This is a genomic window from Pantoea sp. YR525, from assembly GCF_900116775.1.
GTDB classification, from domain to species: Bacteria; Pseudomonadota; Gammaproteobacteria; order Enterobacterales; family Enterobacteriaceae; genus Pantoea; species Pantoea symbiotica.
Genome location: NZ_FPBU01000001.1, coordinates 242,393 through 263,795 on the forward strand (window position 1 = coordinate 242,393; position 21,403 = coordinate 263,795).

22 protein-coding genes and 1 other annotated feature are annotated in these 21,403 nt (G+C 52.5%); of the genes, 5 read left to right on the forward strand and 17 right to left on the reverse strand.

Annotated features, from left to right (window positions below):
• Positions 1 to 68 precede the first annotated feature (68 nt).
• The 15 genes from BM323_RS01050 to BM323_RS01115 all read right to left on the reverse strand — a co-directional run bounded on the left by BM323_RS01050 (position 69) and on the right by BM323_RS01115 (position 12,872).
• A complete protein-coding gene (locus BM323_RS01050; protein ID WP_008102954.1) occupies positions 69 to 812 on the reverse strand; it encodes an EAL domain-containing protein in 744 nt (247 codons plus the stop codon).
• Between the two features lie 314 nt (positions 813 to 1,126).
• Positions 1,127 to 1,585 (reverse strand): NlpC/P60 family protein, encoded by a 459-nt coding sequence (locus BM323_RS01055; RefSeq protein ID WP_008102952.1) that lies wholly within the window; start codon positions 1,583 to 1,585, stop codon positions 1,127 to 1,129.
• Positions 1,586 to 1,654: 69 nt separating this feature from the next.
• Positions 1,655 to 2,401, reverse strand: a complete 747-nt coding sequence (gene btuD / locus BM323_RS01060) for a vitamin B12 ABC transporter ATP-binding protein BtuD (RefSeq protein WP_008102950.1) — start codon at positions 2,399 to 2,401, stop codon at positions 1,655 to 1,657.
• Positions 2,402 to 2,947, reverse strand: a complete 546-nt coding sequence (locus BM323_RS01065; protein WP_008102947.1) for a glutathione peroxidase — start codon at positions 2,945 to 2,947, stop codon at positions 2,402 to 2,404.
• Between the two features lie 39 nt (positions 2,948 to 2,986).
• Entirely contained in the window at positions 2,987 to 3,970 is a 984-nt protein-coding gene (gene btuC, locus BM323_RS01070; protein ID WP_008102946.1) for a vitamin B12 ABC transporter permease BtuC, read from the reverse strand.
• A 90-nt stretch (positions 3,971 to 4,060) separates the two neighbouring features.
• Positions 4,061 to 4,435: a DUF2502 domain-containing protein gene (locus BM323_RS01075; protein WP_008102942.1), complete on the reverse strand. Its 375-nt coding sequence runs from the start codon at positions 4,433 to 4,435 to the stop codon at positions 4,061 to 4,063.
• A gap of 190 nt (positions 4,436 to 4,625) precedes the next feature.
• On the reverse strand, positions 4,626 to 4,928 hold the full coding sequence (ihfA, locus tag BM323_RS01080) for an integration host factor subunit alpha (RefSeq protein WP_007892687.1): 303 nt from the start codon (positions 4,926 to 4,928) through the stop codon (positions 4,626 to 4,628).
• Between the two features lie 4 nt (positions 4,929 to 4,932).
• Positions 4,933 to 7,320, reverse strand: coding sequence for a phenylalanine--tRNA ligase subunit beta (gene pheT, locus BM323_RS01085; protein WP_008102940.1), 2,388 nt, complete (start codon positions 7,318 to 7,320; stop codon positions 4,933 to 4,935).
• 14 nt (positions 7,321 to 7,334) lie between these two features.
• The gene (gene pheS / locus BM323_RS01090; RefSeq protein ID WP_008102938.1) at positions 7,335 to 8,318 is read right to left on the reverse strand and encodes a phenylalanine--tRNA ligase subunit alpha; all 984 of its coding nucleotides are present in this window, start codon (positions 8,316 to 8,318) and stop codon (positions 7,335 to 7,337) included.
• 71 nt (positions 8,319 to 8,389) lie between these two features.
• Positions 8,390 to 8,515: a sequence feature (Phe leader region), on the reverse strand.
• Positions 8,466 to 8,510, reverse strand: a complete 45-nt coding sequence (gene pheM / locus BM323_RS24445) for a pheST operon leader peptide PheM (RefSeq protein ID WP_106120997.1) — start codon at positions 8,508 to 8,510, stop codon at positions 8,466 to 8,468. It overlaps the preceding feature by 45 nt.
• A 116-nt stretch (positions 8,516 to 8,631) precedes the next feature.
• The gene (gene rplT, locus BM323_RS01095) at positions 8,632 to 8,988 is read right to left on the reverse strand and encodes a 50S ribosomal protein L20 (RefSeq protein WP_007892678.1); all 357 of its coding nucleotides are present in this window, start codon (positions 8,986 to 8,988) and stop codon (positions 8,632 to 8,634) included.
• 94 nt (positions 8,989 to 9,082) lie between these two features.
• Positions 9,083 to 9,280: a 50S ribosomal protein L35 gene (gene rpmI / locus BM323_RS01100; protein ID WP_004157374.1), complete on the reverse strand. Its 198-nt coding sequence runs from the start codon at positions 9,278 to 9,280 to the stop codon at positions 9,083 to 9,085.
• A gap of 99 nt (positions 9,281 to 9,379) precedes the next feature.
• Positions 9,380 to 9,931: a translation initiation factor IF-3 gene (gene infC, locus BM323_RS01105; protein WP_036647992.1), complete on the reverse strand. Its 552-nt coding sequence runs from the start codon at positions 9,929 to 9,931 to the stop codon at positions 9,380 to 9,382.
• Positions 9,927 to 11,864, reverse strand: a complete 1,938-nt coding sequence (gene thrS / locus BM323_RS01110; RefSeq protein WP_007892653.1) for a threonine--tRNA ligase — start codon at positions 11,862 to 11,864, stop codon at positions 9,927 to 9,929. Before thrS ends, infC begins: the two co-directional genes overlap by 5 nt.
• Positions 11,865 to 12,110: 246 nt before the next feature.
• Complete coding sequence (locus BM323_RS01115) at positions 12,111 to 12,872, reverse strand: DUF481 domain-containing protein (RefSeq protein WP_008102936.1); 762 nt, start codon at positions 12,870 to 12,872, stop codon at positions 12,111 to 12,113.
• Positions 12,873 to 13,203: 331 nt separating this feature from the next.
• Here BM323_RS01115 and ghoS point away from each other — a divergent pair, with 331 nt between their 5' ends.
• Together ghoS and BM323_RS01125 are read left to right on the forward strand one after the other, a co-directional pair.
• Positions 13,204 to 13,494: a type V toxin-antitoxin system endoribonuclease antitoxin GhoS gene (gene ghoS / locus BM323_RS01120; RefSeq protein ID WP_008102934.1), complete on the forward strand. Its 291-nt coding sequence runs from the start codon at positions 13,204 to 13,206 to the stop codon at positions 13,492 to 13,494.
• A gap of 89 nt (positions 13,495 to 13,583) precedes the next feature.
• Entirely contained in the window at positions 13,584 to 14,477 is an 894-nt protein-coding gene (locus BM323_RS01125; protein ID WP_008102931.1) for a fructosamine kinase family protein, read from the forward strand.
• A gap of 4 nt (positions 14,478 to 14,481) precedes the next feature.
• On the opposite strand, the gene BM323_RS01130 is transcribed toward BM323_RS01125, so the two are convergent.
• Positions 14,482 to 15,018, reverse strand: coding sequence for a YniB family protein (locus BM323_RS01130; RefSeq protein ID WP_008102926.1), 537 nt, complete (start codon positions 15,016 to 15,018; stop codon positions 14,482 to 14,484).
• Between the two features lie 142 nt (positions 15,019 to 15,160).
• Here BM323_RS01130 and hxpB point away from each other — a divergent pair, with 142 nt between their 5' ends.
• Positions 15,161 to 15,829 carry a hexitol phosphatase HxpB gene (hxpB, locus tag BM323_RS01135; RefSeq protein WP_008102924.1) on the forward strand — a complete coding sequence of 223 codons (669 nt, stop codon included), beginning with the start codon at positions 15,161 to 15,163 and terminating at the stop codon, positions 15,827 to 15,829.
• Positions 15,830 to 15,928: 99 nt separating this feature from the next.
• Here the strand turns inward: hxpB and BM323_RS01140 are convergent, their stop codons facing one another.
• Positions 15,929 to 19,498 (reverse strand): Ig-like domain-containing protein, encoded by a 3,570-nt coding sequence (locus BM323_RS01140; protein WP_091003183.1) that lies wholly within the window; start codon positions 19,496 to 19,498, stop codon positions 15,929 to 15,931.
• 277 nt (positions 19,499 to 19,775) lie between these two features.
• On the opposite strand from BM323_RS01140, the gene kduI reads away from it, so the two are divergent.
• Both kduI and kduD read left to right on the forward strand, forming a co-directional pair.
• Positions 19,776 to 20,612 (forward strand): 5-dehydro-4-deoxy-D-glucuronate isomerase, encoded by an 837-nt coding sequence (kduI, locus tag BM323_RS01145; RefSeq protein WP_008102918.1) that lies wholly within the window; start codon positions 19,776 to 19,778, stop codon positions 20,610 to 20,612.
• A 13-nt stretch (positions 20,613 to 20,625) separates the two neighbouring features.
• Positions 20,626 to 21,387, forward strand: a complete 762-nt coding sequence (kduD, locus tag BM323_RS01150; protein ID WP_008102917.1) for a 2-dehydro-3-deoxy-D-gluconate 5-dehydrogenase KduD — start codon at positions 20,626 to 20,628, stop codon at positions 21,385 to 21,387.
• Positions 21,388 to 21,403: the final 16 nt, after the last annotated feature.

Consider the following 21,403-nt stretch of genomic DNA (forward strand, 5'->3'; position numbering starts at 1 on the left):
CACCTGCATTGAGTTTTAAGATAACCAGGATTGTAACGCCGACGCGGCGCGGAAGACAGGCGAAAGGATTACTGCTGCGAAGGCGTGTGTAAATTCAGATCGGAGTAGATGAGATCGCTAAGGCGTTCAGCTTTAACAACCGGGAACAAACTGCCCTGCAGCTGCGCACCGCTCAACGTGCTCATCTTTTCCATCATTTGGTTATCGTCAATACCACAAATAATGATCTGCTCCGCAAAATCAGAAAAATTATTGATAACCGTCTGAATAAAAGGCGTAAACGAGGCACGTTTTGCCAGGTTCTGAATAAAGACTTTATCCAGTTTTAACACGCTAAATAGATTATCGTATACCGCCGTTGCCGGTGCTTTTCCTGCACCAAATTGTGAAAGCGATAAACGAAATTCACTTTGTAATGCGGCGAGCAACGGATGGGATTTACCCAAAGATAATTGCGGAAACGTTTCGCTGATATCCAAAACAATAAAAGGAATTTGTCGGAATTTCCTTAACAGAAATTCGCTGGCTAAAAGTGTATTGGCCATGGAATCATCGATACGTACCAAAGCGGTAATTTGATTAACCTCAAAAAATTCGCGGTACTTTTCCAGCAATGAAAGCTGGCTCTGCAGCAAACGTAATTGCTGCGCATCGTCCAATTGTGGCAATAGCAAATCCTGCGGCAGCGTAATAGGTGCGCTGTCGTGGACAAATTGCGTCACCAGCTCGACCGCAGTCAGCTGGCCCGCCAGAGAGTAAACTGGATAAAACCAGGTTTCCGACTGATAGTCGGCAGACAAATGGACTTTCATTTTTCAAGCCAGAAGCAATGGCAATTGGCGCATCGTATATCAACGAATACCACCAGGCAATAGGACCAAACGTTTGAAGAGGTGCCGTTTTAGGTCTTATTACGCCGATTTAAGCCGCAAATAATACTTAAGCCAAATAAGCCGGGGTTAATGTCCATACCAATTAAATAAATTTAGCTTTATTATTAGTATTAAATCGATGGCGGGTAAAGTGCCATTCTAAATGATAGTTAAATATCGGCACGATTCGGAATTAATTCAGGGTGAGATAACCTTTCTTTTTCCGCGTCTTTATTAAGCGATATAAGCACTATTTAGATGCGACGCGCCTGCCAAAATACTTTGCGCCAGTAAACGTTATCCAGCGAAGAGCGGATCACACCCTGGCTGGTCGAGGCGTGAATAAAGGTGTTGTCGGTATCGTAAATACCCACGTGCAAACCGTTTTCTCCGCTGCCGGTTTTGAAGAACACCAGATCGCCAGGCAGCAGATCGCCTTTGTCGATGCGCGTACCAATGTCGGTTTGGTCAATGGTCGAGCGCGGCAATTGCATCTCGAATTTATCGCGGAAGGTCAGGTAGACGAAGCCGGAACAGTCCACGCCACCGCGGCTTAACCCGCCGTAGCGATACGGCGTTCCGCGCCAGCGGCTCAGCTGATCGTTGAGTTGGGCAATCACGGTGATGGAATCAGAAAGGCGACCATTAGGCGGCGGCGCATGATGGCTACAGCCCGCCAGCAACAGTGCCAAAATCAAAATTGTCAGCCGCATCAGCCTTTTCCTCTCTCCCTCGTCCGGCTGACACTTTAGCGGCAAAGCGCCACGGCACGCAATCCTCAGTCAGGGAATAAACAGCAGCGGGCCTTGTGCAGTATCGATTTGTTCAAACGGGGTTTGATAAAGCGGTGCTAATTGCGCAGCGGTCAGCACGTCACGGGCGCTGCCCTGACGCACCACCGCGCCTTGATGCATTAGCCACACGCGATCGGCATGGCGCAAGCTGTGGTTGAGGTCGTGCCCGCTGGCAACAATCGCCAGTCCGCTGCGACACAGTTCAGCTAACAACTTATCAACTGCACGCTGTTGCGCCACATCAAGTGCGCTCATCGGCTCATCCAGCAGCAGCAGCTTGCCGCGAGGATTGATCGCTGGATGCACCTGTAACACCACGGCAGCCAGCCGCACGCGTTGCCATTCGCCACCAGAAAGCTGCGTCAGGCTGCGCGTCAGCTTGTCCTGCAGAGCTAACTGCGCGAACACATCCTGTAAAACGCGGTCCGTTTCCGCCGTCTGGCCGGAGATATGCATGCGTAAGTAATGCCATACCGGCATTTGTCCCGGCGCCATCTGCTGCTGCGGCAGCCAGCCGCGCAGCTGAGCCAATGCCGCACCGTTTAACGTGGACAGCGCCGCGCCATCCAGCACAATGCTGCCCTGACTTGGCAACAAACCGGACAGCACGTTGAGCAAGGTACTTTTGCCAGCACCGTTCGGCCCCACCAGATGTACTAACTCACCGGCGTTAACGCTAAGTTCGACGGGAGCCAGCCGCCCTGCGACGCTGGCTCCCTGACACTGCAATAGCATTTACTCGGCCAGCGCCTGCTCAACACTTTTCAGGATGATAGGATCGTCCGGCGTCATATCCGGTGAGAAGCGCGCAATCACTTTGCCCTGCTTATTAATGAGGAACTTCTCGAAGTTCCACAGGATATCGCCTGGCGCTTTCGGCGCGCGGCCTTTGCTCTCCATGCGCTCAAGGAAACCGCTGCCTTCCGGGCGTTGCGCCACTGGCTGCGCCGCCGTCAGCTGCGCATAGAGCGGATGACGATGCTCGCCGTTGACGTCAGTTTTATCGAACATCGGGAAAGTCACGCCGTAGGTGGTGCTGCAGAAGGTTTTGATCTCTTCGTTGCTGCCCGGCTCTTGCTCGAGGAACTGATTGCACGGGAAGCCCAGCACGCTGAAGTTCTTATCCTGCCAGGCTTTCTGCAGCGATTCTAACTGTTCGTACTGCGCCGTCAGGCCGCATTTCGATGCCACGTTCACCACCAGCAGCACCTTGCCTTCATAGGCGGCCAGCGAGGTTTTTTCACCGTCCAGCGTCACCAGTTCTGTTTGATAAATGCTCATAGTCGATTCCTGTTGTTGATAACACGTTGCCAGCCGTAGCTAGCGCGAAGACTTCACTAATAACACGATAAACAGCGGCGCGCCGAGCGTGGCCGTTACCACGCCAATTGGCAGTTCGGCGGAGGTTAACACCAGCCGCGCAATAATATCCGCGCCCAACAGCACTGCGGCACCGGCTAAAGCCGCCGCAGGCAACAAATAACGATGATCGCTGAATCCGCTGAGACGCAATAAATGCGGGATAACCAGACCGACAAAGCCGATTGCCCCTGCCATCGCCACGCTCACGCCCACCAGCCAGCCCATTGCCAGCACCAGCAGGTTGCGCCACAGCAGCAGCGGTAATCCGAGCTGACGCGCCGAGGTTTCACCTAGCGCCAGCAAATTCAGTGTGCGTGCGGTAGCGATCAGCAGCAGCGTAACCGGCAGCAGCGCCAGCATCATCCAGCCATAGCGCCAGTCGATACCGCTAAAGCCGCCCATCATCCAGTACATCAGTTGGCGCAGATCGAGGCTGGTGCTAAAGTACACCGTCCACGTCATGATGGCGCTACAGATAATGCCGAGCGCCACGCCGGTTAACAGTAGTCGGCTCACCGAGAGTTGTTTGTGAGCGAAATGCAGCAGAATCAGCGTGATCAGCAGCGCACCGGCCATTGCCGCCAGCGCTAAACTCCATAACGAACCGTTACCGAGCATTACGCCCAATACCAGACCAATCCCCGCCCCATTCGACACGCCCAGTAAGCCAGGTTCCGCTAACGGATTGTTGAACAGCGCCTGCATCACCACGCCGCACACCGCCAGCGCCGCACCCACCAGCAGCACCGCCAGCGTACGCGGCATGCGCAGTTGCCAAACGAATAGATCGCCTTGCGCCGAAAACCATTGTGTGGGGGAGATCCAGCTATCACCGGCAGACAGGCTAAGCCCAATGAGCAGCAACAACAGCGCACTGAGTGCGATGAGCCAGCGCTGGCTGCGGCGATTTGCCTGAGAAGCAAGCTGATCCAGCAGAGTCATAGATAAGATTGGCTGAGAAAACAGAGATTTGATTGTAGTGGGATTACAGCAAAAAGAAAGCGGCGCTGTGGAGGCGCCGCCAGAGAAGCATTACTGATGCGGAGGAAGGGGCTGACCGTGGTTATCACGCTTCTGCTGATTATCATGCTGATCGTGATGCTGCGGTTGCGGCTGATGCTGTGGCTGACGTTTGTCATCCCGATGCGGTCCATTGCCCGGATGCTGCGCCTGCCAGCCGTTACCGTTCCAGTAACCGTGCGGACCTTTGGTGCCAATCCGCTGGTTATGGTGCTGTTTCCACCACGTTGGCGCACGCCAGTCGTAACCATCCCAATAGTAGCCACGCTTATCCTGATCGCCGATATGAATCGAAACGCCCGGTGTGTTGATGTTGACGGAAACATTGGCGCTAGCCAGCAGCGGCATGCCTAACAGGATGCTTAATAAAAGTGCTGTCTTTTTCATTATTCAAACCATTTGCTATGTGATGGCGCTGTTATAACAAAAGTGTCGACGCCGTCACTATCAGTGAGGACCGATTTTCGCCCTATTTTCCGGATACTTACGAAATCCTTACATCGTGGATAAATTGTGTAGAACGACCAAATTTAAGGCAAAAAAAAGGCCGCTAAGCGGCCTTTTTGTCGTACTGAAATTAGTCAGCATCCTTGGGTGTCGCGTTCTCGACGCGACTTTTCAACTTCTGTCCCGGACGGAATGTCACCACTCGGCGCGCGGTGATAGGAATATCTTCCCCCGTCTTCGGGTTACGGCCCGGACGCTGGTTTTTGTCACGCAGATCAAAATTACCAAATCCGGACAGTTTTACCTGTTCTCCGTTTTCCAACGCGCGGCGAACCTCTTCAAAAAAAAGTTCTACCAACTCTTTGGCATCGCGTTTGCTCAACCCGAGTTTTTCAAACAGGTACTCTGACATTTCAGCTTTTGTAAGCGCCATAGGTTCAATCCCTCAAGGTTGCCTGGAATCGCTCTTTTAATGCCGCAACGCATTTGGCAACGGTCGCGGCAATCTCCTCTTCTTCGAGTGTCCGGCTGGTATCCTGCAAAATCAGGCTAATCGCAAGGCTCTTTTCACCCTCGTTTACGCCCTTACCACGGTACACGTCAAACAAGTTTACGCCAACTACCTGATTTACGCCAACTTTCTTACACTCCGCAATGATATCTGCTGCAGGCACGTTTTCAGCCACAACAACGGCGATATCACGACGGTTTGCCGGGAAGCGGGAAATCTCGCGCGCATCAGGCAGGACGCGGTCTGCGACCTTATTCCAAAGCAGTTCAAACACTAAGGTGCGCCCGTTAAGATCCAGCTTACGTTCCAGCTCTGGATGAACCACCCCGATAAATCCGATTCGTTCGCCGCGTAAATAAATTGCGGCGCTTTGTCCTGGATGCAGCGCCGGATTGGCTTCCGCACGGAAGGAAATCTCATCAAGTTTACCGGTCAAATCCAGCAGCGATTCTAAATCGCCTTTCAAATCATAGAAGTCAACCGTCTGACGCGCCAGATCCCAATGCTCTTCATAGCGATTACCGCTTAAAACGCCGGCCAGCATAAGATCCTGGCGGATACCCAGATCGGCCTGTGTATCAGGAACAAAGCGCAAACCGCTCTCAAACAGGCGTACGCGGCCCTGCTGACGGTTTTGGTTGTACACCACCGCGCCCAGTAAACCGGTCCACAGCGACAGGCGCATGGCCGACATATCGCTGGAGATTGGGCTTGGCAGGATCAGCGCTTCTTCGCCCGGATGCAGCAACTGCTGCATTTTTGGATCGACGAAGCTATAAGTAATCGCTTCCTGATAGCCTTTATCCACCAGCAGATTTTTCGCACGCTTCAGCGACAGGTCAGCTTCACGATGTTGCGTCATGATCAGGCTGGCTTTCACCGGCACATCAGGAATGTTGTTGTAGCCATAAACGCGTGCCACTTCTTCGACCAGATCTTCTTCGATGGCCATATCGAAACGCCAGCTTGGCGCAACGGCTTGCCACTCGCCTGCACCGACCGTCACTTCACAACCGAGACGCGTCAGGATGTCAGTAACCTGATCGTCAGCAATCACGTGACCAATCAGGCGATCAAGCTTTTCACGGCGCAACGTGATGGTGGCGCGTGGCGGCAGTGCGCTCGCGTCAGTTTGATCGATGACCGGGCCCGCTTCGCCGCCACAGATGTCGAGCAGCAGCTGCGTAGCGCGCTCAATCGCTTTGTGCTGCAAAGCAGGATCGACACCACGCTCATAACGATGTGATGCATCGGTATGCAGGCCTTGACGGCGTGCGCGGCCGGTAATCGCCAGCGGATCAAAGTAGGCGCATTCGAACAGCACGTTTTGCGTCTCTTCATTCACACCTGAATGCTCGCCACCAAAGATGCCGCCCATCGCCAGCGCTTTCTGGTGATCGGCAATCACCAGCGTGTCACTGCTGAGTTTGGCTTCGGTTCCATCCAGCAGCGTCAGGGCTTCGCCCTCTTCTGCCATACGCACCACGATGCCGCCGTCGATGCGGTCGAGATCAAAGGCGTGCATCGGCTGGCCAAGCTCCAGCAGCACAAAGTTGGTGATATCAACCACCGGATCGATTGAACGAATACCGCAGCGACGCAGCTTTTCACGCATCCACAATGGCGTAGCGGCTTTGACGTTGATACCTTTTACCACGCGGCCAAGATAGCGCGGGCACGCGGCGGTGGCATCGACGCGAATCGGGAAAGTATCGGTGATGGTGGCTTTTACCGGCTCAATAGCAGGCGCCGTCAGCGGCAAACCGTTCAGTACCGCTACATCACGCGCAACCCCGATGATGCCCAGGCAATCGGCACGGTTTGGCGTAACGCTGATTTCGATGGTGTTGTCATCCAACTGCAGATAGCTACGGATATCGGTACCAATGGGCGCATCGGCTGGCAGCTCGATAATGCCGCTGTGATCGTCGGAAATACCGAGCTCGGAGAAGGAACACAGCATGCCTTCAGAGGGTTCGCCACGCAGTTTTGCCGCTTTGATTTTGAAATCGCCCGGCAGCACAGCGCCAACGGTCGCCACTGCCACTTTCAGGCCCTGACGGCAGTTTGGCGCGCCGCAGACGATATCCAACAGGCGATCGCCACCGACGTTGATTTTGGTGACGCGCAGTTTGTCGGCGTTTGGATGCTGGCCGCACTCAACCACTTCACCTACGACAACACCGTTGAAAGCGCCGGCAACCGGATCCACACCGTCCACTTCAAGGCCGGCCATGGTGATTTGCTCAGACAGCGCAGCGCTGTCCAGGGCTGGATTTACCCATTCGCGTAACCAGAGTTCACTGAATTTCATTGGATAACCTGCCCTTATTTAAATTGTTTGAGGAAACGTAAATCATTTTCGAAGAAGGCGCGCAGATCGGTCACACCATAGCGCAGCATGGTGAGACGCTCCATGCCCATGCCAAACGCAAAGCCCGAATAAATTTCCGGATCGATGCCAACATTGCGCAACACGTTCGGGTGCACCATGCCGCAACCCAGCACTTCCAGCCACTTGCCGTTTTTACCCATCACATCCACTTCTGCGGACGGTTCGGTGAACGGGAAGTAAGAAGGACGGAAGCGAATTTGCAGATTCTCTTCGAAGAAGTTGTTCAGGAAATCGTGCAGCGTGCCTTTCAGGTTGGTAAAGCTGATGTCTTTATCAACAATCAAACCTTCCATCTGATGGAACATCGGTGTGTGCGTCTGATCGTAGTCATTACGATAAACGCGGCCTGGCGCGATGATGCGGATCGGCGGCGGCTGGTTTTTCATGGTGCGGATCTGCACGCCTGAGGTTTGGGTGCGCAGCAAACGCGTGGCATCGAACCAGAAGGTATCGTGGTCGGCACGCGCCGGGTGATGGCCTGGAATGTTTAGCGCATCAAAGTTGTGATAATCGTCTTCAATTTCCGGACCTGTCACTACCGCGAAACCCAGTTCGCCGAAGAAGGTTTCGATACGGTCGATGGTGCGGGTCACCGGGTGCAAGCCACCATTCTCAACGCGGCGGCCAGGCAGCGACACATCGATGGTTTCCGCAGCCAGACGCGCATTCAACTCGGCGCTTTCCAGCGTATCTTTGCGCGCAGTAAGGCGATCCTGCACTTGTTGTTTGGCATCGTTGATGACCGCACCCGCTGCCGGACGCTCTTCTGCTGGCAGTTCACGCAGGGTGGTCATTTGCAGCGTCAGATGCCCTTTCTTACCCAGAAATTCGACGCGCACGGCGTCCAGAGCAGCGATATCCGCCGCCTCGTCGATGGCGGCCGTGGCACGAGCCACCAGGTCTGCGAGTTGGGACATGATTTCCTCTTCTTCCAGCCGGGCTGGTCAGTTCTCGTTGGGATCAGCTGATCCGATTAAGTGTCGCCAGAAACAAAAAAGCCTCCACGAGGGAGGCTTTTAGCGCGATTTTTCGTTTCTTTTCTTATGCGCAAAAGCCCCTGATGTTCAGGCGCTAAAGTAAAAAAAGAAACGGAAAATAGCAGCATTCATGCTTGCGTTACCTTGTCATATTTAGAAACCGCACTATTGAAATGCGCAGCGGCCAAAATGTCAATCTTTTGCGTGAGTTGCGGGTAATAAAAAAGGGAGCAAGCTCCCTTTTTCAACTGACTTACGCCAGAGCTGATTTTGCTTTTTCAACAAGTGCAGTAAATGTCACTTTGTCGAATACAGCGATGTCAGCCAGAATCTTACGGTCGATTTCAATAGAGGCTTTTTTCAGGCCATTGATGAAACGGCTGTAAGAGATACCGTTCTGACGAGCCGCAGCGTTGATACGCGCGATCCACAGTTGACGGAACTGACGCTTACGTTGACGACGGTCACGGTAAGCATACTGACCAGCTTTGATAACAGCCTGGAAGGCAACGCGGTATACACGTGAACGTGCACCATAGTAGCCTTTAGCTTGTTTTAAGATTTTCTTGTGACGTGCGCGAGCAATTACACCACGTTTAACGCGAGCCATGTGAGCTCTCCTATATCATATTCTGTGACGCCCTATTCCTTGCAAGCCAATGGCCAGTACGCAAAGTTTTCGGGCAAATTTATAAAAAACTTACTTATGCGTACGGCAGGCAGGCAATAACCAGACCCAGATCGCCTTTAGACACCATGCCTTTCGGACGCAGGTGACGTTTACGCTTAGTAGACTTTTTAGTCAGAATATGACGCAGGTTCGCGTGCTTACGCTTGAAGCCGCCAGAAGCGGTCTTCTTGAAGCGCTTAGCGGCGCCACGTACAGTTTTAATCTTTGGCATTTTTACAAATATCCACTTCGCATTGTTAATAAAATGAATCAGACAGGCGAATAAAAATCCGCACAACGCAAGCGCTGCGCGGCTTTATTACTTGAAGGCCTACTGTTTCTTCTTAGGAGCGAGCACCATGATCATCTGACGACCTTCGATCTTCGAAGGGAAGGATTCGACAATCGCCAGATCCATGTCTTCACACAGATCTTTACGGACGCGGTTAAGCACTTCCATACCGATCTGCTGGTGCGCCATCTCACGACCGCGGAAACGCAGCGTAATTTTGGCTTTATCGCCCTCTTCCAGAAAGCGAATCAGGTTGCGTAGTTTGACCTGATAGTCGCCATCATCGGTACCAGGACGGAATTTGATTTCCTTAACCTGGATAACTTTCTGCTTCTTCTTCTGTTCCTTAGAAGACTTGCTTTTTTCATAAAGGAACTTGCCGTAATCCATGATACGGCAAACCGGCGGTTCGGCGTTCGGGCTGATTTCAACTAAATCTACGCCGGCTTCTTCAGCTTTCTCAATGGCTTCACGCAGGGTGACAATGCCAAGTTGCTCGCCGTCTACGCCAGATAAGCGCACTTCGGTAGCACGGATTTCGCCGTTGATACGGTTCGGACGTGTTGGTTGTACTCGTTTTCCGCCTTTAATAACCTGTTTCCTCTAATTGGTGAAGATGTCGGCTGCGAATCTCTTGTTGCAGCTTCTCAACAAACACATCTACGTCCATGCTCCCAAGGTCTTTACCACGGCGGGTGCGCACGGCAACTTTGCCTGCTTCCACCTCTTTGTCACCGCAAACCAGCATATAAGGGACGCGACGTAATGTGTGCTCGCGGATTTTAAAGCCTATCTTCTCGTTTCTCAAGTCCGCTTTGACACGAATACCTGCATTCTGCAGTTTCTTTGTCAATTCGCTGACGTATTCAGACTGACTGTCGGTGATATTCATCACCACAGCTTGCACTGGTGCCAGCCAACTCGGGAAGAATCCAGCGAACTCTTCGGTCAGGATGCCGATAAAGCGCTCCATTGAACCGAGAATTGCGCGGTGAATCATCACCGGTGTCTGACGATCGTTGTTTTCACCGACAAAAGTCGCGTCCAGACGTTTCGGCAGGGAGAAGTCTAGCTGAACGGTACCACACTGCCAGGCGCGGTCGAGACAATCGTACAGAGTAAACTCAATTTTAGGGCCGTAGAAGGCACCTTCTCCCGGCTGATATTCGAATGGAATGTCATTCTCTTTCAGCGCTTCTGCCAAATCCACTTCCGCACGATCCCACATTTCGTCGGTACCGATACGTTTTTCCGGACGGGTCGACAGTTTCACCACGATTTTTTCAAAACCGAAGGTGCTGTACATGTCGTAGACCATGCGGATACAGCTGTTCACTTCATCACGTACCTGATCTTCGGTACAGAAGACGTGAGCATCATCCTGGGTAAAGCCGCGTACGCGCATCAGACCATGCAAGGCACCTGATGGCTCGTTACGATGGCAGCTACCAAATTCAGCCATACGCAGCGGCAGGTCGCGGTAGGATTTCAGACCCTGATTAAAGATCTGAACGTGGCCTGGGCAGTTCATCGGCTTGATGCAATATTCACGGTTCTCTGAAGAGGTGGTGAACATTGCTTCTTTATAGTTCTCCCAGTGCCCGGTTTTTTCCCACAGCACGCGGTCCATCATGAACGGACCTTTCACTTCCTGGTAGTCGTACTCTTTCAGCTTGGTACGCACAAACACTTCCAGCTCGCGGAAGATGGTCCAGCCGTCATTGTGCCAGAACACCATGCCCGGAGCTTCTTCCTGCATGTGGTAGAGATCAAGCTGCTTACCGATTTTACGGTGATCGCGCTTCGCCGCTTCTTCCAGACGCTGCAAATAAGCAGCCAGCTGCTTTTTATCCGCCCAGGCCGTACCGTAAATACGCTGCAGCATTTTGTTATCGCTGTTGCCGCGCCAGTAAGCCCCGGAGATTTTCTGCAGTTTGAAGTGATGGCAGAAACGCATGTTCGGCACGTGCGGACCGCGGCACATATCGATGTATTCTTCATGGTGATACAAGCCAGGACGATCGTCGTGGCTGATGTTCTCGTCAAGAATGGTGGTTTTGTAGCTTTCGCCACGCTCAGCAAACACGTCACGTGCTTCCTGCCAGCTCACCTTTTTCTTCACCACATCGTAGTTGCTTTCAGCCAACTGGTGCATACGCTTTTCCAGCAGCTCAAGATCTTCCTGGGTTAAGGTATGTTCCAGGTCGACGTCATAATAGAAACCGTTATCAATCACCGGGCCGATAGCCATCTTGGTGTTTGGCCACAGCTGCTTAATCGCATGCCCTAACAGGTGCGCGCAAGAGTGACGAATGATTTCTAAACCGGCGTCGTCTTTAGCGGTAATAATCGCGACCTGAGCGTCTTCGGTGATCGGATCAACCGCATCAACCAACTCGCCATTCACGCGACCCGCGATACAGGCTTTCGCCAAACCCGGTCCAATATCCAACGCAATATCCATCACGCTGACCGGACGGTCAAAGCTGCGCTGGCTGCCATCAGGAAGAGTAATTACTGGCATTTAATATCCTTAATTGCAGTGGTAAGCCACACGAAAGCCTACATGCAAAAATGAGTTTCGTAGTGTGTAACCCGGCGTGATGTCAGACCCACGTTGTCGGAATGACGCCAGGAATGTAAAGCGGCGATGATAATAGCAGCTTTCGCCGCCGATCAAAACCCGTGCAGAGTTTCGCTAAGCTAAAGAGAAATAAAAAAAACCGCTGCGAGGCGCAGGCCTGGCAGCGGTGATTCACATCCGTCTCGCTTACATTGAGTATGAGAGCTGGATCGTGGTTTTGGTATCAGTACGATCCGGCGCAGATTCTGGCGGATTGTTGTTCCAGGTCACGTTGTAGCCCAGCTTCAGCGCGAAGTGAGCATTGATGGCCACCTGCAGCGCAGTCTCTGAGTTCAGCGTGGTGTCTTCACCGAAGCTGCTCAGCACAGAAACACCCTGAATAAATTTGGTAGTATCTGTCAGCTGCCATTGATAGCTCACTGCACCATAACCCAATGCTTTGGTTTCATGGCCGCCTTCATGGAAATCGTCGTAACGCACACCCGGACCGAATTCAGCACGCAGTGAGTGAACCGGACCGTTAAGGATCTGACGACCGTAACCGGCGGTCAGTACATCGCGTGAGTCATACCCGTTGAAACGGTCGCTCAACCAGCTCGCCTGACCAAACAGGTAATCGGCGCTGTTGAGGTTATAACGGCTACGGCCACCGATGTTGTAGGTCTCAGATGAACGCTCATCGTTAGAGGAGTTGTTCGATGCGTTACCCCACAGGCTCAGTGCGGTGTTGGTTTGGTACCACGTCATATTGGTAGCCGCACTCAACGAAGAACTGGTGGTGTTACCGGTTTGAGCCAGGTAACCCGCTGACGCACTGCCTTCAAACGGTTTTTTCGCCGTTGAAGGGTCATCCATGGAGGTGAAAACGGCGTTATCTGCAAATGCCTGGTGACAAAATGCTCCAGCAGAGAGCAATAAAACAGCGGACAGCTTGTTAAAGGCTTTCATTAAAAGTAACCCGTACGACAGTTTAAAAAACGAAGAGTCTGAAGCGTTTCTCCGGTCAATCAATGCAATTTACCGTAAGTTTTGTAAAAAATTATGTACCCGCAAAAAAAGCCAGGAAAGTCGCTGGACCGCTCTTTTAATGGGACTTTTCCCATTTTCGTTGCGCATTATAGGGGGCAATTACTTAAATAGCAGCCCAAAAGCCAGAAGAATTTTCTGAACTTTTTTGACAGAGCTTTACCTGCCATTCCTGCTGATCAATCGCCTAAAATTCGCTCTATCCTGTCCGCTGGTCTACGCTGAAATCTGTTCGATAACAATGAGGTGAATAATGAGCGACCATGATGTTAAACGTTACATTGTCACGTTAAAGTATCAGGAAAATGGACTTGGCGACTTGCAGTCAGTGAATAGCGCCATGATCAATGGCGGATATAGCACCACGTTAAGTGATGATGAAGGTCATCCGCATGAGTTGGGCACTAACAGTTTCGGCATTGTTAGCGCTTTAGAGGAGCATGAAGTGGCGGAGCAGGCCGCCGGATATGCACAAATCGCTCTCGACAAAAAACCTGAAGTCACCGTCACTACGCTAGAGGCATTTTTGAAAGAACAATCCTGACGCAGTGCAAAAAACGGCATCGACGCCAGGTTTGCTCAGGTTTTGCGCGTTACAATCGAACTCACGCAGCGAACAAAGAGGATTACCCGATGTGGTCAGCCATTAGTCGTCTGTTAAGCGAGTACGCCGGTGATGCTGAAATCATCGACCGTCAGGAACTTCCCGGTGGCGATGTCCATCCTGCCTGGCGTTTCCGCTATGGCGAGTTAGATGTGTTCGTCAAATGTAACACCCGCGACATGCTCACCTTGTTTAGCTGGGAAGCCGATCAACTCGACCTGCTGGCGCGCACGCAAACCGTTCGCGTACCGAAAGTGTATGGCGTCGGTAACGATCGTGATACCAGCTTCCTGCTGCTGGAATATATTCCGCCTCAACCCTTTACCGAGCAGAGTGCTTTCCAACTCGGTCAGCAGTTAGCGCATCTGCACCAATGGAGCGAGCAACCGCAATTTGGTCTCGATTACGACAACAACATCACCACCTCACCACAGCCGAACAGCTGGTTACGCCGCTGGTCGGTGTTCTTCGCTGAGCAGCGCATCGGCTGGCAGCTGCAACTGGCTGCAGAAAAAGGTGTGCATTATGGCGATACCGAGTTGATTGTCGATTGCGTGCAGCGCACGTTAGCCAACCATCATCCGCAACCCTCTTTATTACACGGCGATTTATGGCCCGCCAACTGCGCTGGCAGCGCAACCGGTCCGTGGCTGTTCGATCCCGCCTGCTATTGGGGCGACCGCGAATGCGATCTGGCGATGCTGAGCTACTACGCCGATTTACCGCGCCAGATTTATGATGGCTACCACGCGGTTTGGCCACTGGAGGACGGATTCTCGCAGCGTCAGCCGGTTTATCAGCTCTATTACCTGCTCAATCGCGCCAATGTGTTCGGCGGCAACTGGACGGGCGAAGCGCAGTTCGCCATCGGCCAGTTGTTAGATGAAGATGTGTTGGGAGAACGTCAGGCCAGACCGGCCTGACGCGTTACAGCATGCCGAGTAGCTTCAGCACAAAGTAGCCGGCGATAGCGATAATGATCGGCAGGATATACAGCGGGAAAATCTGCAAGAAAATGGTGTGACGCGGCATATGGATTTTCTCTTCCAGCTGCGCTCGCGTACGCCCTTCACTGCCTTTTGCCTGTTCCATGATCAGCTGATCTTCAATGCCCTCTTTAATATGGCGCGACTGACGCCACATCCGCGCACCCGAAGCCTGCAGCGCAATGCCGACAAAAATCAGAATGTAGATCAGCCAAAAGCCGATATTCGCGCCGCCATTAAATTCCGGCACCGGCGAGTTCTGCCAAAACACATTGAGGAACGGCGTATTGAATTTCACCATGTCGACCATGACATGGACAAAATCGAGCATCACGGCATCAATGCCTGGCTGCTTTTCACTGTGCTTAAACATAAAGCCCAGCAGCGAAATAAGGGTGGATAACAGTGCTGGTATAAAAATCACCCAGCCAGCCACTCGCTTAAGGATGGCGATGCGGCCAGCCTGTTGGTAAGTCATGGTGTCTCCCTGAACCGAAAATAGTTTTGCCTAAGTCTACCTGCACTACTGCAATTTTTCCTGAAAAATGCGTGGCCTGCCGCAAGTCGGCTTTCTCCGGCACTCGTGCTAAGGTAAGCCAAATTTCCAAGGGAGCAGTTGTATGTCATATCGTCGTCCTGTATTGGCCGCCATCTTTGATATGGACGGATTGTTGATCGACTCAGAACCGCTGTGGGATCAGGCGGAATTGGATATCTTCGCCAGCCTTGGCGTTGATATCACCCGCCGTCACGAATTGCCCGATACGCTGGGTCTGCGCATCGATCAAACTGTGCGCATGTGGTTTGAAGCGCTGCCGTGGAACGGCCCGGATCAGCAGGAAGTGACCCAACGCATCATTGCTCGCGCGCTGGCGCTGGTGGAAGAGACGCGTCCGCTGCTGCCCGGCGTGGAGCAGTCGCTGCAACTGTGCCAGCAGCAAGGTTTGAAAATTGGCCTCGCCTCTGCCTCACCGCTGCATATGCTGGAGCGCGTGCTGGAGATGTTTGACCTGCGCAAATACTTTGATGTGCTGGCATCTGCGGAAGCGCTGCCGTACAGCAAACCGCACCCGCAGGTCTATCTCGACGCCGCAGCCAAACTGGGTATCGATCCACTGAACTGCGTGACGCTGGAAGATTCCTTCAACGGCATGATTGCCACCAAAGCCGCCCGCATGCGCTCGATTGTGGTGCCAGCAGCCGATCATCGTGATGATGCGCGTTGGGCGTTAGCCAATGTGATTCTTGATGATTTAACCCAGCTCAAACCCGAACATCTGCACGGTTAACCGGCCCCCCTATTTCTGTGACTGAAAATGAAAAGCCCCGAAAGCAAGGACATCAACTTTCGGGGCTTGTTACTACAAAGCCAGATTAATCAAAGCTTATTAATGCTGGTCAGTCTGAACACCTTGCTGAATCAGAACTTCAAGTGCGTGGTTATCCGCCTGATAAACACTGTATACCGTGCCGCCGACGGTGACTTCGCCCATCATGTTCCAGTTTTCAACGCCATTTTCACCAGCAATCGCTTCAAGACTCACGTGGTCACCGGCATCGCCATTGATCATTAGCTGCTTGCTGCCATCCTGAATGAACAGATTCTCATGTCCCAGCGCCAGTACATCTTCCATGCGCAGGTTCAGGGTGTTATCGCCATGACCTTCCAGTGAGATGCTATGAATATCCTGCTGTTGCTGCGCGATATTGGACAAATCCAGCACCTGCTCATCTCCGGCCAGCAACAACGCATAGTTATTGAGGCTGAAGTTTTCGTCGACCATGTTGAAGCCTGCAGGAGCCGGATTCAGATCAGCATCGTTGGCTTTGTAATACTCAAAATTGTCAATCGCGAAACCATTAGGATCATTTAGCGCGATGATTTCGATACGGGCAATGAATTGTCCTTCCGGTGCTTCATGCACAATGCTTGTCTTAGCCAACGCTACACCCGTCTCCTTTGTAGCGATTAGCTGATTGTTTTCATCATAGTAATTCAGTGTCAGAGTCGTTTGTACACCGGCAACCATGAATGCAAACTTCGTTGTAGGCGCATCCAGTTCCAACGACAAGGACACTTCTCTCCCAGTAACCTGAATGGCCATGCCATCCAGTGCCGGGGTTGCTGTGTTCGTGGTATAAACGCGACCATTGGTATGAACAATGTTCAGCGTAGCGCCGTTCAATTGGGTGGTCGGCAGCAGGTCAAAGCCTTCAGCAAAACCAGAGAAAGACTCCACCATCTTCTCTGCCACTTTCACCACAAAATCGGTGCTGGTATCTGTGCCCACCACGCCACTGCGGCTGACCGCTACCGCATTGAAGGTATAGTTGTCATACGCTAGGGGATTGGATGGCGTCCAGGACCAGTTACCGTTGCTGTCTACCGGCACACGCGCGATTTCCCCAGAGGCATCCGACAAAATGATTTCGCCATCAATGGGTCCTTTACCGTTGAGCGTCGGGGTTTGATCGTCTGTGATGCTGCCAGAAGCCATATCACCGGTTTCGGTTCCCACATCGTCGTTAAAGTTTGCAAAGATTGGTGCATCTGGAACAACGCTGTCGAGATCGAGTGCAACCGAATTTGATTTGGCACTTTCATTACCGGCAGAGTCAGTGAAGGTGGTGCTTAAATTATATAATCCATCATCAAGACTACTGATTAAGCTCCAGCTTCCGTCTGTCTGCACGACAACTGTTGCTATGGCGTTATTACCATTATAAAGCGTAACGATGTCACCTGGTGTACCATTCTGGCCTGATAGGGTGATATCACCATTATTAATCACTCCACCCGCTGAAAGATCCGTATTGTTACCATCGGTAATTGAGCCAACAACAGGAGCATCGGGCGCAGTAATATCATAGGAGACCGGCATTTCTGGCGAGCGGCCGCTGCTGTTGCCTGCTGCATCGCGCACTTCCAGCTGGAAATTGTACTCACGCTCTTCGGTCATCTCAGCCGGCAAGCTCCACTGCCCACCCGCGCCAACCACTACAGAGCTCACCAGATCGCTACCATCCCACAGATATACGATGTCACCTTCTTGTGCGTCTCCGGAGAAAATCAGCTCACTGCTGTTCACAATGTCGCCTGCAGCCACCGCTGCGCCTGTGCTATCAGCAATACCGACGTTGGAAGCCTGTACAGGTGGCGTCAGGTCGATTTCAAGGTCATAACTGTCAGATTTTTCGCTGCGGTTTCCGGCAGCATCTTCAATTTCGGTGCGCAGCTGATGGTCGCCCTCTTCCAATCCGGAAACGGGGATCGCCCATTGCCCATCTGCACCAACGCGTACTGAACCAATCTCTTCATCTCCGTCGTACAAACGAACAATCTCGCCCTCTTCGCCAGTTCCACGGACAATCAGGTCTGTCGCATTAGTTAATCCTTCCTGAATCAGCGGGTTACCGTTGCCATCGGTGATGGTGACATCGCTCATATCCGGGGTATCGGGTGCCGTCACGTCAAAATCAAAATTAAACTCTTCAGAGCGACCTTGCTCTTCGCCTTCTGGCGAGGTGATGATCAGGCCGACTGACTGCGCACCTTCCTGATCCTCAGGAATTACCAGCTCGTAATGCCACTCACCGCCATCCCCCACAATTACGCTGCCCGCAGGCTGGCCATTACGGATGATAGTGACAATGTCGCCCGGTGTGCCGCTACCGCCCATTTTGATCGGGCTAGTGTTGATTGCTTCGCCAGGCTGTAGCGCGTTGTCGTTACCGTCGCGGATATAGCCGAATTCTGGTTGGTCTAACAGAGTATCGTCGATGATGATCGGGCCAAGGTTAACCGGCAAACCAACATTGCCAGCCGGATCAACCACCACGACAGAAAAGTTATGCTCACCATTTTCAAGCGCGGGTGATGGGGTAAAGGACCATTTGCCGTCTTCGCCCACCAGCACGGTACCAATTAGCTCACCATTGTCGCGGATCTCGACCGTGGCACCTGCTTCGGCGTTCCCGGAGAAAGTTGGCGTGTTGTCATTGGTGGTTTCACCCGGCTGAACAGGTCCACGGTGATTGCCAGCGTCATCAGAAAGCGTTAAATCAGTAACACGTCCCGGCGCGGTCAGATCAAGCTCAAAACCAACAGATTCAGAACGCGGCCCTTCAACACCATCACGGTTCATTTCAGAGAAGCTCAGCTCATGATCGCCCGCTGGAAGATTGCTCTCCGGCTGCCACGACCAGCGGCCATCTTCACCAATCTGCACGCTACCAATCAGCTGGTTTTTGTCATAGACGCGAATGATGTTGCCCGGTGTACCCACGCCCTCAAACAGTGGACGTGCATCGTCCGTTGTACCGCCCACCGCGATAGGACCCGTCAGGCTGCCAACACGATCCATCATCACCAGTTCACTCAGATCCACCGGCTGCGGTTCAGGCGCTGGGGCTGGCGGATTATTATTATCGCTTCCACCGCCGCCACTGCCGCCGCCTGCGGCTGCTGCAATGCCGCCTAACGCCAGCAGACCACCAATCGCGCCTGCAACTAACCAACCCGTGGATAAACCTCCTGCCACCGCACTGGTCATGCTCAGTCCGCTCAAGCCGGTTGTGCTTTCCGATGCCATCATCAACGGCATGGCCGCACCATCATTCATCATTGCGAAGGCTTCAGTCTCGCCTGCTTCAGTGACAAACGTATGGTACTGCCCATCACTGCCCATACCTGCCAGTTCGCCCTGGTTAGCGTAAAAATCCTCGATAACCAGCTGCGGCTGATCGTCATCGTCGTTAAGGAAAACCTGCAGATTTTTTCCGCTGCGCTTAACAATAATGTGCTCGTTTACCGCACCATCTTTTCCGGTGGTGAACAGATATTTAGCGCCCTTTACGGCTTTAATGTTTGCTGGAGCCCCTTTAGCCTGCAGGGGAAGCTCCGCGCTTTGGGTGATCTTTTTTCCTTCAACGACAATGACGTTAACCGGTGTATTCATGATGTTTTCAATCTCTTTGCTGATAAATGAAACTGCTGAGGACAGGAGGAAAACTCCTACAATTTGATGCAGCAAATTCTGAAGAATTTTTGCAAAAAAAAAGCCAGGTCAGGTCTTGGTTGCTTTAAGCACAAAAAGCGATTTTTATAAGCAAGTTGATCGCCAACACAAATAAATAAAACATCGTTTCATTTTTATTGAATTCACATCTCATCCTACTTAAGATGCCCAAAGACCCGCATCGGGACCACTTCCTTTGACTCTTGAGAGGCCTGAGATGGACATTCGTCAAAGCATTCATAGCGAACATGCCAAAACGCTGGACACTGACGGCCTACGCCGTGAGTTTCTGATCGACAAGATTTTCGACGCCGACAATTACACCCTCACTTACAGCCATATCGATCGCATCATCATCGGCGGCGTAATGCCGGTGCAGAAATCCGTGACCATCGGCCATGAAGTGGGTAAGCAGCTGGGGGTCAGTTACTTCCTCGAACGCCGTGAACTCGGTGTAATTAACATTGGTGGGCCGGGATTGATTGAAGTGGATGGCAAAACCTGGGAAATCGGTAATCAGGAAGCATTGTATGTCGGACAAGGCGCGCAGAGCGTGATTTTCCGCAGTAGCGATGCCAATCATCCGGCGAAGTTTTACTACAACAGCGCGCCGGCACACACTCATTATCCGGACAAAAAAATCACCCTCGCCGAAGCGGTGAAAGCCACGCTGGGCGACGCCACCACCTCGAATCGCCGCACCATCAATAAATTCATCGTGCCCGATGTATTACCAACCTGTCAGTTAACCATGGGATTAACCCGCCTCGATGACGGCAACCTGTGGAACACCATGCCGTGTCACACCCACGAACGCCGCATGGAAGTCTACTTCTACTTCGATATGGCCGACGACAGCGCCGTGTTCCACATGATGGGCCAGCCGCAGGAAACGCGTCATCTATTAGTGCACAACGAGCAGGCGGTGATTTCACCGAGCTGGTCGATTCACGCGGGCGTCGGAACGCAGCGCTATACCTTTATCTGGGGCATGGTGGGCGAAAACCAGGTTTTCGATGACATGGACCACGTCGCCATCAGCGCGCTGCGCTAACAAGGAGCAAATCATGATACTTAACGCATTTAGTCTTGAAGGCAAAGTCGCAATGGTCACCGGTTGCAATACCGGTTTAGGACAAGGCATGGCGCTGGGTTTGGCGCAGGCAGGTTGTGACATTATTGGCGTCAATCGCGCTGGGCCGGATGATACGCAAGCCAAAGTTGAGGCGTTAGGCCGCCGTTTTTGGTCGATTCAGGCCGATCTGACCAAACCGTCCATCGTGCCGCATATTGTTGAACAGGCAGTGGCGCAGGCCGGTCGCATCGACATTCTGGTAAATAACGCGGGCATCATCCGCCGCGAAGATGCACTCAACTTCAGCGAACAGGATTGGGATGATGTGATGAACATCAATAGCAAAAGCCTGTTCTTCCTGTCACAACAGGTCGCGCGCCAGTTTATCGCGCAAGGTAACGGCGGCAAGATCATTAATATCGCCTCGATGCTGTCGTTCCAGGGCGGCATTCGCGTGCCTTCTTATACCGCATCTAAAAGCGCGGTGATGGGGTTAACCCGCCTGATGGCCAACGAATGGGCCAAGCACGGCATCAACGTTAACGCCATTGCGCCGGGCTACATGGCCACCAATAACACTGAACAATTGCGTAGCGATGAGTCACGCAACGAGGAAATTTTGGGCCGCATTCCATCGGGTCGCTGGGGCGTCCCGGACGACATGATGGGCCCGATTGTCTTCCTCGCCTCCAGCGCCTCCGATTATGTGCAAGGTTATACATTGGCCGTCGATGGCGGATGGTTAGCGCGCTAAGCTAACCCGTTCTTTT